Origin of the sequence: Streptomyces nanhaiensis (genome assembly GCF_046614825.1) — a bacterium.
GTDB lineage: Bacteria > Actinomycetota > Actinomycetes > Streptomycetales > Streptomycetaceae > Streptomyces > Streptomyces radiopugnans.
In genome coordinates this window covers 1-12,599 of the sequence record NZ_JBKJFM010000166.1, presented here as the reverse complement: position 1 = coordinate 12,599, position 12,599 = coordinate 1, and the positions used below count along the sequence as shown (strand labels likewise).

Genomic DNA, 12,599 nt, shown 5'->3' with positions numbered 1-12,599 from the left:
GGGGCGGGCGAGGCCAGCGCGGCGACCGTGCTCACCAGGGCGGGGCCGGCCACCGAGACGGCGTTGTAGGTGGCCGCGTCCAGGGCGTACGCGCGGTCGCGGTCCGCCCCCTCGGGCACCAGGCGGGCCACCAGGGCGGACAGTCCGCCGGTGGCCACCGGACCGCAACCGCCGCCGAGGGCGGCGACGGCCAGCACCGCGGGCAGGGGCGCGCGTCCGGTGATCGCCGCCAGCGTCGCGATCCCGGCCGCCAGGCCGCCCAGCGCGCACAGGTAGAACAGCCGGGGGTTGCGGGCCCGTTCGGCCAGCGCCCCCGCCAGCGGCGCGGCCAGTACGTGCGGCGCCATCCAGGCGGTGAGCACGAACGCGCCCTGGGCGGCGCTGCCGGTGCGGTGCAGCGCCAGCATCACCACGGCCACCGCCATGCCCTCCTCGGCGAGCCGCGCGAGGAAGGCGGTGGCCAGATAGGACCTCAGCCCGGTGTGCGGGCGCACGGATGCCTCCCGAGGTGTAACGCCATTTTGGAAAAAGACGTTACCCTGTGCGGGACGGTGAGGGGAGAGACATGTGAACGACGTGGTCACCGGACGCGGATTCCGGCCGGCCCGGCGGCTGGTCGACCTCGCCAACGCCCTCCGCGCCGACCCGGAGCTGCCCCGGGAGGAACTGGCAGGACTGCTCGTCCGCCACGGTGAGCGGCCCGAGGACCTCACCGAGGAGACGTTCCCGCCGGCCTGCGCGGCCGAACTGCGCTCCGCCGTCGCCCGTATGACGGCCGTACTGGCCGAGACCGACACCGGCCGGGCCGCCCGCGCACTCAACGCGATCCTCGCCGAGTGCGGTGCCCGCCCCCGCCTGACCGACCACGGCGGACGCCACCCCTGGCACCTCCACGTCGACCGGGACGAGGACGCGGGCTGGGCCGACTGGTTCCTGGCCGCGAGCGCCCTGGCCCTGGCACAGATCGTCACCGAGTACGGCCGCGCCGCCTGGGGCGAGTGCGCCGCACCCGGCTGCTCCGCGTTCTATCTGGACACCGGCCCCGGCAGCGCCCGCCGCTACTGCTCCGCCACCTGCGCCTCCCGCGCCCGCGTCGCGGCCCACCGCCGCCGCCGGAGGGAAGAGGAGGGCAACCCGGCCGGTCGGCGGGAAGGGCGGGGTGGCGCGAAGTGAGGCGGAAGAGTCGTCCGCCTTCGTCGCGCCGCATGCGCGGCGAACCGCCCGGGTCCCCCCGCTTCGGCGAACCCTTCCTGTGGACGGCCCTGTTCCGCCGGAAGGCGTGAGGGCGGCGGCCGTCGTGTGGGATGTCCGGCCGTCCGCGTACCGTGGAGGAATGCTGCACATATGGCGCGATGCGGACCGTTATCGGGGCGGGGACCCGGCGGCCGGCATCGAGACACGGCACGCCTTCTCCTTCTCCGGCTTCTACGAGCCGTCCAACACGCGCTTCGGGCTGCTGGTCGCCTGCAACGAGGAGCGCCTCGCACCGGGCGCGGGCTTCGCCGAGCACCCGCACGCGGACGTGGAGATCGTCTCGTGGGTGGTCGAGGGAGAGCTGACCCACGAGGACTCGGCCGGCCGCCGCGTGACCGTGCGGCCCGGGGACGTGCAGCGGCTGAGCGCCGGCCGCGGCATCCGGCACGTGGAGCGCAACGCGGGGGGCGAGCCGCTGCGGTTCGTGCAGATGTGGCTGGTGCCGGGGGTGTTCGGAGGCGAGGCGGAGTACGAGGTCGTGCGCGGCATAGCGGACGGCACCCCGTACGCCCTGGACCGTGCCGACGCGGTGCTGCACGTGCGGCGGCTGGGCGCCGGGGAGCGCACCGCGGTGCCGGACGCGCCGTGGGTGTACGTGCACGTGGTGCGCGGCGGGCTGCGCCTGGGCGGTGAGTCGCTGGAGGCGGGCGACGCGGCGCGGATCACGGACGCGCAGGGGCTGGAGGCGTCCGGAGGCGGGGCCGGGGCCGAGGCGCTGGTCTGGGAGATGCACTCCGAGCCGTCCTACGGCTGAGACCGCCCCTCCGCGGGGGGCTCCACGGCGGAATCCCGTACGGCCGGCTCCGGGGCCGGGAGCGCGCCGGAGCAGGTGGCGCGCCCGTAGGACCCGAAGGCGGTGGAGCGCTGGACGTGCCTGCCGCGGATGGCGAGGGTGCAACTGGCCTCGCCGCCCTTCTCACCGAGGAGGATGCTGACGGTGGGCTCCTTGCCCAGGGGCACCTCCACGGTCTTCTTCCACGGCAGCGTCACGTCCGAGGCGACGGTCGCCTTCCCGGCCTCGCTGCGGGCGAGATAGGTGATGTCGGCCGTGCCCTCCCCCCGGACCTCGTAGGTGACCTCGGCGGTGGGGACGGCCCGCTCCCCGGGCTCGTCCTCGGTGTTCAGGACGCCGTAGCCGACGAGGCCGGCGCAGGCGAGCACCAGGGCGGCGGCGACGGCCACCACGCGCCGGTCCACGCCCCGTTCGGACGTGCCCTCCGCGGTTTCGCCGCCGGCGGAATCGGCGGGACCGGTTTCCGGGATTTCCGTGGCATCGGATTTCTCCGCGCTTCCGGCCTTGCCGGTGACCTCCGTGACCTCCGGGACATCCGGCGCCGGATTGTCCGGGCGGCCGGGCGATTCCCCGGGCCGCGCATGCGCCCGCGTGCGGTCCTTTTCCTCGTCCGGTGTGTCCGGGGGCCCGGACATGTCCTTGCTCATGACGATCCCCTTCCGAGAACGCGGACATGCGAACACGGCGTTCTACACCATGCGCGACACCCGTGGCCAGTGAGGGAACAAAGCATCCCAATCCGCCCCATCGGTCCGTCTTGGTCTGCGGTGATGAGGTGCCGAACCTGTGAAGTGCCCCTTATGTCCGCACGCTTGACGGGGGATCTGAAACACGCGTAGAACCCTCCGTCGGCTGCGAGAGCCGTCGTGACCGGCGGGCGACGCATTCCTTGGCGGAATCCCTTTCCAGGGGTTCCTCCTGGGGGTGCGTCGTCCGGTCCCCACGCCGTAACGCCGATTTCACGGCCATGTTCCGTCCGTAGGCCGCCCCGTTTTCCGGGGTGGTTGCTTCGGCCTGCCCGCATTCCGCGCGTACGCGAGCGCGGGAGACGCGGGACCGGCCGGGAAAGGAATTCGGCAGGATGAGAAAGCGGTACCGAAGACTGCTTTCCGGACTCGTCGTGTCGGCCGTCATGGGCACCCTGCTGCCGCAGGTGGCGCACGCGGCCCCGGCGTCCGGAGACGGCGACGACGGCGGCAAGGGCGTCGTCGACACCGTCGCGGACTGGTTCTCCGGCGACGAGGACGACGGCGAGGCGGCCCCGCCCGCCGACGGCAGGGCGGCGCTGCCCAGCCGCGAGAAGCTCCCCAGGGGGAAGAAGGCGCCGGCGGCGAAGCGCGTCAAGGAGCTGACCGGCAAGCGCACCGCGCACGCCCGGTTCTGGCAGCTCTCCGACGGGCGGGTCGAGGCCGAACTGTCGGCCGTCCCCACCTCCTACCGCTCCGGGTCCGGCGAGAAGGCCCAGTGGAAGTCGATCGACACCGCGGTGCGCCCCAGCGACGCCGAGGGGTTCGAGTTCGCCAGCACCGCCAACACCGGCCGCAGCTGGTTCGGCTCCGACCCCAGGCGCCTGATGCGCTTCGCCAACGAGACCGGCCAGGGCGTGACGATCGGCCTCCAGGACGCGACGGGCGCGAGGCTCAAGCCCAGGGCCGAGGGCGACACCGTCACCTACGCCGGCGCCCTGCCCGGAGCCGACCTGTCCTACGAGGTGGGCCCGGGCCGGGTGAAGGAGAACATCACCCTGGCCGAACGACCCGACGAGCCGGTGTCGTTCACCTTCACCCTGGACGTCGACAAGCTCACGCCCAAGGTGCGTAAGGACGGCTCGATCGCCTTCTACGGCGAGCACCCCGGCGTGCCCGTGATGGAGATCCCCGCCGCGTACATGACCGACGCGCGCAAGGACGCCTCCTCGCCCTACGGGTACGCACACAGCAACGACGTCACCCAGAAGCTCACCCGCCACGGCGACGACTGGCGGCTGACGGTGACGCCGGACGCCGACTGGCTGGCGGCGAAGGAGCGGCGGTACCCGGTGGTCGTCGACCCCACCGTCTCCATCGCCCCCACGCCGGCGCAGTCGCAGGACGTGATGGTCCTGTCCGACCAGCCGTCGGTCAACTTCAACGCCAACTGGAAGCTCGCGGCGGGCCGTACCGACACCGGAACCGCCCGCTCGCTGATCAAGTTCCCGCTGGACGAGATCCCCGCCGGGGTGGAGGTCGACTCCGCCCGCCTGGAGATGTACTTCGACCAGACCCACACCACCGGCGGCACCGACGTGCCCGTCCGGGTGCACCGGGCCACCGGGGCGTGGGACGAGTCGACGGCGACCTGGTCCAGCACCAGCTCGCTGGTGGGCGAGCTGTCGGGCACCAGCGTCCAGGTCGACGACGGCGACCCGGCCACGGCCGCCTCCGGCTCCTGGCCCGCGTCCGGCTCGACGCTGACGCAGTACGCCGTCGGCGGCGACTACCGCTACAACAAGGACGGCACGGCCGGGGACACCTACGCCTGGCAGCCGAGGGTCGAGGACACCGCCACCTACCGGGTGGACGTCCACTACGTCGCGGCCACCGACCGCGCCACGAACGCCCCCTACACCGTCACCCACCGCGACGGCTCGGCGACGTACACCGTGGACCAGTCGGCCGGCACGGGCGGGCAGTGGACCTCACTGGGCGGCGGCAAGCAGCTTCCCTTCACCAAGGGCACCACCGGCAAGGTCGTGCTCGGGGACGGTCCGGCCTCCACCTCCACCGCCGTCATCGCCGACGCGGTGCGGCTGGTGAACCCGGCCGAGATCTGGAAGAACGTCGGCGAGTACAACCAGTGGCACAAGTTCCCCGTCACCGACACCGTGCAGAAGTGGGTCTCGGGCACCGCGGCCAACCACGGCTTCGTGATCAAGGCGCGGGACGAGTCCTCCTCCGGCCCGCTGGGCGGCCCCCGCTACGAGGCGGCCGACGGCGACTACGGCGGTGAGACCTCGACCTACCCGCGGCTGACCGTCACCTGGGGCAAGACCGGCACCGCGCTGGACTCCCCGACCGTCGTCCACGGCACCGGCCCGGAGCTGCACTGGAAGGCGTACAAGAACACCAGCGGCGACTCCGGTCTGGACATCGTGGAGTACCAGCTGCACCGCTCCAGCCAGCAGACCTTCACCCCGTCGGCGGCCACCCTGGTCGCACCGGTGGACAAGGCGGTCACGTCGTTCACGGACACCACCGCGACCCCGACGCCCGCCGACCACGCGGACGAGATCGGGCGGTCGTACTACTACCAGATCGCGGTCAAGACCAAGAGCGGCGAGCTGCTCGGTTCGCCCACCCGGGTCGTGGGCATCCCCAAGGCCGGCCGCACCATGAAGCTCATCCAGGCCGGGCAGAGCGACACCACCCTCTCCAGCGCCCAGCCGGACACCAACCAGGACACCATCGAGTCCTGGGGGGTCGGCCAGAAGTGGCTGAGCGTCGGCAACAACTCCGCCACCTACGGCACCACCCGCTCGGTGCTGGAGTTCCCGACCTCCGACATCCCCACCAGCGCCACCGTGCTGGAGTCCCGACTGTTCCTGTGGGCCTCGCAGACCACCACCGGCAGCGACGGGGCGGTCTACGAACTGCGCCCGCTGACACGGGCCTTCGACGAGACCACCGCCACCTGGAACAAGGCGTCCTCCTCCACCGCCTGGTCCAAACCCGGCGGCGACTACGGCTCCACCGTCTCCGACACCACGGCACAGTGGGGCAACGAGGTCGGACGCCACTGGTGGGACGCCACCTCGATGACGCAGGGCTGGGTGAGCGACCCGGCCGCCAACAAGGGCGCGATGCTCAAGCTCGCCGACGAGTCCTCCACCGGCCCGCAGGAACGCAGCCTGTTCCTGTCGGCGGAGGCCGCCGACCCGCAGCTCCGCCCGCTGATCCGCGTCATCTACGTCGACTCCACCGCCGAGAAGACCTACTACGCGCCGCAGACGCCGTCCCGGATGATCCCCGGTGACACCGACACCGTCGAGGTGACGGTCACCAACACCACCGGCTCGGAGTGGACGGCGACCGGACACGAGCTGTCCTACCGGTGGGCGCTGCCGGACGGCACCGACGCCACCACCGGCGGCAACCAGATCGCCACCGCCCTGCCGAGGAACCTCGCGCCGGGCGAGTCGGCGACGGTGCGGGCTCAGGTCAAGGCGCCGATCAACTCCGACTCCGGCAACAAGCGCCTGGACCACGTGCTCACCTGGGACGTGCGGAACAAGAGCACCGGCGCCTGGGTGTCGGACGGCGGGGGAGTCCCCGGTCTGGCCCAGCACGTGGCGGTGGAGGACCCGACCTCCAACCAGCTCGGGCTGGAGAAGTTCTACTCCTACGCGGGCAAGAACACCGGCGCCGGCTCGACGGTGATGAACAACCTGTACGCCGGCAACAACGTCTGGTCCTACAACGCCTTCTCCAACCCCGGCCGCGGCCTGTCCACCTTCGCCCGGTTCTCCTACAACTCCCTGGACACCTCCGACACCGTCCTCGGCCACGGCTGGTCCGCCCAGCTCGCGGCCCCGATCCGCTCGGGCGCGGCGCTGGACTTCCACCCCAACCCGAACCCGACCACCGTCACCCTCCCCGACGGTGACGGCACCGCGCACACCTTCCGCAAGCAGGACGACGGCACCTGGAAGGCCCCGGCCGGGGTGCACTACCTGCTCCAGCAGAAGGCGGGGGTGGACTGCCGGCCGTCGGCCGACGGAGACCCGCAGGCCTGGTCGATGACGCGGCCGGACCGCACGCAGTTCTTCTTCGACTGCGACGGCTACCTGTCGGCGATCACCGACCGGAACGGCAACACCCAGACCTACACCTACGAGGAACGCCGCTCCAAGAACAAGCCGGTCAAGTTCCTCAAGTACATCACCGACCCGGCCGGCCGGCAGACCCTGACGGTCGACTACTACGACAAGGGCCAGGACTACCCCTACATCGACGACGCCGGTGTGAAGCAGTCCGGCACCAACCTGACCAGCCCGAAGATCATCGACCACATCGCGTCGATCACGGACGTCTCCGGGCGGAAGCTGACCTTCGTCTACAGCGACAAGGGCCTGCTGGGGGAGCTGACCGACGGCGCCGGCAGCGCACAGCCGAAGGTCTTCACGTTCACCTACGACGCCACCCAGGGCAACAAGAACGTCAAGCTGGTCGAGGTCACCGACCCGCGCGGCAACGCCACCTCCTTCGACTACTACGACCCCAGCGAGGGGGACGACCCGACGTTCCACTGGGCGGCGCAGACCATCACCGACCGCCTCGGACACGACACCGGCTTCGTCTACACCGACCCCGACGGCACGGCCGGCTCCACCATCCAGACAGCCGTCACCGATGCGGAGGGCAACGCCTCCACCTACCTCCAGGACGGCTACGGCCGCCCGACCCAGGTGACCAACGCCAAGTCCCAGACCACCAAGCTGTCCTGGGACGCGGACAACAACGTCACGCGCCTGGAGGAGAACAACGGCGCGGTCACCACCTACGCCTACGACCCCAAGACCGGCTACCCCACCGAAACCAAGGACGCCGAGGCCAACGCGGCCGGCACCCCGGGCACGACGATGGAGTACGCCACCTCGCTCAACGGCCATGTGGCCGATCTGTGGCGCAAGGTCTCCCCGGAGGGCCGGACCTGGCAGTTCGGTTACGACACCTTCGGCAACCTGGCCTCGGTCACCGACCCCAAGGGCACCGCCACCACCACCGCCGACGACTACACCACCACCTACACCTACGACACCCACGGCCGGCTGACGGCGGCCACCGACGCGAACGGCAACACCACCACCCACGGCGAGTTCGGCCCGACCGGCTACCCGGCGCTGATCACCGACGCGCTGGACAACGCCACCTCGTTCCTCTACGACGAGCGCGGGCAGGTGCTGGAGAGCACCGACGCGCTGGGCAAGACCACCACGCAGACCTACGACGTCTTCGGGCGTCCGCTGGTCTCCACCGTGCCCAAGGACCAGGAAGCCGGTGAGGTGATCATCACCCCGGCCCCGGTCTACGACGCCAACGACAACGTCACCGAATCCACCGCGCCCAACGGGGCGGTCTCCACGGCCGTCTACGACAGCGCCGACCAGCTCACCTCGGCCACCGCGCCGAAGGACACCGACACCTCAAACGAGCGCAGGACGACCTACGCCTACGACAAGGTCGGCAACCTCCTGACGACCACCGAGCCCAAGGGCAACCTGACCGCCACCGCCGGCGACTACACCACCACCAACGCCTACGACGCGGTCTACCAGCTCACCTCCGTGGTCAACGCGGCGGGCGACAAGCTCTCCTACGAGTACGACGACGTCGGCAACCTGCTGAAGGTCACCGACCCGAAGAAGAACGCCAGCGCCGATACCGGCGACTTCACCACCGCCTACGCCTACGACCTCAACCACCGCGTCACCACGGTCACGGACGCGGCCGGCCACACCACCTCGCGCGCCTACGACAAGGACTCCCTGGTCGTCTCCACCACGGACGCCGAGAACAACACCACGCTCGTCACCTACGACGAGCGCGGCATGACCACCGAGGTCAAGGTCCCCCACGCCAAGGACGCCTCGGGCACGATCACCTACCGCACGACGAAGTACGTCTACGACGAGGTCGGCAACCGCACCAAGGTGATCACCCCGCGGGCCGTGGCCGCCGGGACGACGGAGGCCTTCACCGCCCGGACCGAGTACGACGCGCTGAACCGCCCGGTCAAGCAGTTCCAGCCCTACGACCCGGACGACTCCCGCTACAACGACCCCAACGTCTACACCGAGACGGTGTACGACGCGGCCGGCCGGGTGACGTCGACCTCCCTGCCGCCCTCCCAGGGGCAGTCGGTCCGCAACACCACCGCCTACACCTACTACGACCACGGTCTGGTGAAGTCCTCCACCGACCCGTGGGACATCACCACCACCTACGACTACAACGACCTGGGCCGGCAGACCGCCCGCACCCTCACCTCGGCCGGAGGCTCCTCCTCCCGCACGATGGGCTGGAGCTACTACCCCGACGGCAAACTGAAGTCCCGCACCGACGACGGCGTCCCGGTCGGCCGGCACGTGGTGCTGGTCGACAACTCCGACACCCACAACACCGACTCCACCGGCACCTGGACCACGGCGGACGCCGACGGCCAGCAGGGCTACGACCACGCCGTCCACGCGGCCGGCACCGGCACGGACGCCTTCACCTGGACCCTCAACATCCCCGCCGACGGCACCTACACCGCCTACGTGAAGTACCCGGACGTGCCGGAGACGGCGGCAACGGCCACGTACACGCTCACGCACGACGGAGGGACGACCGACAAGACGGTCGACCAGACCACCGGCGCCGGCACCTGGGTCTCCCTGGGCTCCCACACCTTCACCCGGGGCAACGACGCCAAGCTGGAGCTGTCCGAGAACGACGGCGGTGCGGTCGTCGCCGACGCGGTGAAGCTGGTGCGCGACACCAGCGGCGAGAGCGACACCGAACAGCGCGACTTCTCCTACACCTACGACGCCAACGGCAACCTCACCCAGATCACCGACGGCTCCTCCGGCGCCGACACCGACACCTACCGGATCGCCTACACCGGCCTCAACCAGGTCCACCAGGTCGAGGAACTGGCCGCGGGCACGGTCAAGGAGACCACCTCCTACACCTACGACCCCAACGGCCTGGCCAAGACGCTGACCAACCCCGACCAGTACTCCGCCTACGGCTACGACATCCGCGACCTGGTCGACGAGGTCTCCGTCGGAACCAGCCCCCTCGACACCGACCCCAAGGTCACCACCTTCACCTACACCCCCCGCGGCCAGAAGCTGCGCGAGACCAAGGACAACGGCAACACCGTCGACCACACCTACTTCCTCGACGGTGCGCTGAAGACCCAGGTGGAGAAGAAGGCGGGCGGCACCCTGGTCTCCTCCCACACCTACGCCTACGGCCCCAACGGCAACAAGGCGCGGGACGTGGCGAAGAAGATGAACGCCGACGACCACTCGGCGTACCTCTCCTCGACCACCGACTACACCTACGACCCGGTCGACCGGCTGGCCACGTCGGTCAAGACCGGCAACGGCGCCGGCACCGACACCTACGTCCACGACGCCAACGCCAACGTCATCAGCCAGACGGTGGGCGGCACCACCACCACCTACGCCTACGACCGCAACCGGCTGCTGAGCGCCACCGCCGGCGGCTCGACCGCCTCCTACGACTACGACCCGTTCGGCCGGCTGAGCTCGGTCACCTCCGGCGGCCAGATCATCGAGTCCAAGACCTACGACGGCTTCGACCACGTCACCGAGCACACCAAGCTCGACGACACCGGCGCGCGGAAGACCACCACCTACACCTACGACCCGCTGGACCGCACCGCCTCCAAGACCGCCGACGGCACCACCACCGACTTCGACTACCTCGGCCTGTCCGGCGAGGTACTCGACGAAGAGGTCGCCGGCCAGGTCACCAAGTCCTACCAGTACAGCCCCTGGGGCCAGCGCCTGTCCCAGACCACACACCACGCCGACGGCACGGCCGAGGACGGCTTCTACGGCTACAACGCCCACACCGACGTCGAGACCCTCACCGACGCCACCGGCGACACCCAGGCCACCTACGGCTACACCGCCTACGGATCCGACGACACCTCCGAGTTCACCGGCATCGACAAGCCCGACCCCACCGACCCCGCCAAGGAGGCGTACAACCCCTACCGGTACAACGCCAAGCGGTGGGACTCCGCCACCGGCACCTACGATATGGGCTTCCGCGACTACAGCCCCGGCCTGAACCGCTTCACCACCCGCGACCTGTACACCGGGGCGCTGGCCGACATGCACCTGGGCACCGACCCCTTCACCGCCAACCGCTACGCCTTCACCGCCGGCAACCCCGTCAGCCGCATCGAACTCGACGGCCACCGCCTCGCCGAATGCGACCAAGCCGGCTACAGCTGCACCATGAACAGCGCCGGCGGCTGGGACGTCAACGCCACGTCGACGCCTGCTGCCGATTCGACCATGGTTGAGGGGAACAGAAGCTGTGCATGGGGAAGTAATGCAACCCACTGCACGGGTGCCGAGCAGATAACCGGTGAGCACAGTTGGTTGATGGGCCTGTCTGATCAGTTCGGTTCTCAGAAGGCTCTCGATGTATGGGGCAATGCGGATGCCCTTTCGCAACTTTGGGATCTGGCAACTGGTTCGGTGGAGGAGGATCAAGCCCAGTACAAGGGTGACTTCGTGAGTGCCTATGCGGATACCATCAAAGCTGCCGCAGCACACTACAACATCCCCGCCACCCTCCTGGCAGGAGTCGCATACAACGAAATATCCGGAGATCCGCCGGTTTTTGATTTCGGAGGATATATCCTCAATGGGGACGACGCTTCCTTCGGCAACATGAGCATGCAGATAGATACTGCTGCAGAACTACTCGGGTACGATCCAGGGGAGATCAACAGTCAGCAGCGTAGAGAGGTCATCGGATCGCTTCAGGACAACGTTCAGAACATCTTCCTTGCAGCTCGATACCTATCTATCGGCCGAGACAACCTAGCCCCTGGAAAGGGTGCGTCCAGCTTTACCGATGCGGATATCCAGAATGTGGGAGCTTGGTACCAAGGAGGTCCTTACTCGGGAACCGATCCTAGCTCCAGGGCGTACGGGAGGAGAATCGTCGAGTGGCAGCCGATGCTGACGGGGCTGCTTGACTGAGGTTCAACTCTGTGGTGCACGTTGATCTGCTTCGGTGTGCGCCACTTATCCTCGGGCGAATTCATTCAAAAGGTTGTCAAGGTGAGTAAGAACGTGAATTTGGGGCTTTGGCTGCGAGGCTTGTTCGCGGCAGGTGTTTACCTTGCGGCAACGGCTTTGCTGGGTTTGTCGATATTCGCTGTCGAGGGTGAGCAGACCGGCCCAGGCGACGCTGATTCCACTGCGGGGGCCTACTTCTGCCTGGTGTTGGCAGCGGCGCTGCTTGCGCTCGTTACGTGGATGACCTGGAGGTGGAAGATCGCGCGAGTTTTCTGCCTGCTGTTGGCAGCGCTCATCGTGGTCATGTGGTTCCTGGTGTCAAGTGCCTGACCTGTTTTTCCGCCCACTGGACTCCGTCCATGACAGGCGGCGGCCTCTTGGTCTGGAAGTTTCGTCTCACAGGTTCTGGTGGGTCGATGACTGATTTGTTCGGAACCGGCGTGTTCATCGCGCATTTGCAGTGCAACGACCACGGGTGAGGCACCGGATGAAGTAGGAGCCTCTGAGTGCGTTGACTCCCCCGGAGAGCCATGGCTCTCCGGGGGAGTCTTGCCGGGACTCCGCCACCGGCACCTACGACATGGGCTTCCGGACTACGGGTATGTCAAACGTTTGGCTCTGGCCCGTAGTCGGTGGTGACGCCGAGTAGCCATCCGCGATGATCTCGTGATGGATGTCAATTTTCTTATCGGGACGGTGTTTTCCGGGCTGTCGGCACTGGTCGTCGAGGACGTTACGGAC

Annotated in this window: 6 protein-coding genes; 4 read left to right on the top strand and 2 right to left on the bottom strand. The window is 69.0% G+C overall.

Annotation, left to right across the window (positions count from 1 at the left end):
• The coding region (locus ACLIYP_RS25915; RefSeq protein ID WP_412715530.1) for an MFS transporter at positions 1-425 on the bottom strand (425 nt) is incomplete at its 3' end.
• 142 nt (positions 426-567) lie between these two features.
• Between ACLIYP_RS25915 and ACLIYP_RS25910 the strand changes: the two genes are divergently transcribed.
• Together ACLIYP_RS25910 and ACLIYP_RS25905 are read left to right on the top strand one after the other, a co-directional pair.
• A complete protein-coding gene (locus tag ACLIYP_RS25910) occupies positions 568-1,173 on the top strand; it encodes a CGNR zinc finger domain-containing protein (RefSeq protein ID WP_412715529.1) in 606 nt (201 codons plus the stop codon).
• A 160-nt stretch (positions 1,174-1,333) separates the two neighbouring features.
• The gene (locus ACLIYP_RS25905) at positions 1,334-2,008 is read left to right on the top strand and encodes a pirin family protein (RefSeq protein WP_412715528.1); all 675 of its coding nucleotides are present in this window, start codon (positions 1,334-1,336) and stop codon (positions 2,006-2,008) included.
• On the opposite strand, the gene ACLIYP_RS25900 is transcribed toward ACLIYP_RS25905, so the two are convergent.
• A complete protein-coding gene (locus ACLIYP_RS25900) occupies positions 1,999-2,451 on the bottom strand; it encodes a hypothetical protein (protein ID WP_412715527.1) in 453 nt (150 codons plus the stop codon). The genes ACLIYP_RS25905 and ACLIYP_RS25900 overlap by 10 nt on opposite strands.
• Before the next feature lie 677 nt (positions 2,452-3,128).
• Here ACLIYP_RS25900 and ACLIYP_RS25895 point away from each other — a divergent pair.
• Both ACLIYP_RS25895 and ACLIYP_RS25890 read left to right on the top strand, forming a co-directional pair.
• Positions 3,129-11,819, top strand: a complete 8,691-nt coding sequence (locus ACLIYP_RS25895) for a golvesin C-terminal-like domain-containing protein (protein ID WP_412715526.1) — start codon at positions 3,129-3,131, stop codon at positions 11,817-11,819.
• 81 nt (positions 11,820-11,900) lie between these two features.
• On the top strand, positions 11,901-12,188 hold the full coding sequence (locus tag ACLIYP_RS25890) for a hypothetical protein (protein WP_412715525.1): 288 nt from the start codon (positions 11,901-11,903) through the stop codon (positions 12,186-12,188).
• Positions 12,189-12,599 lie beyond the last annotated feature (411 nt).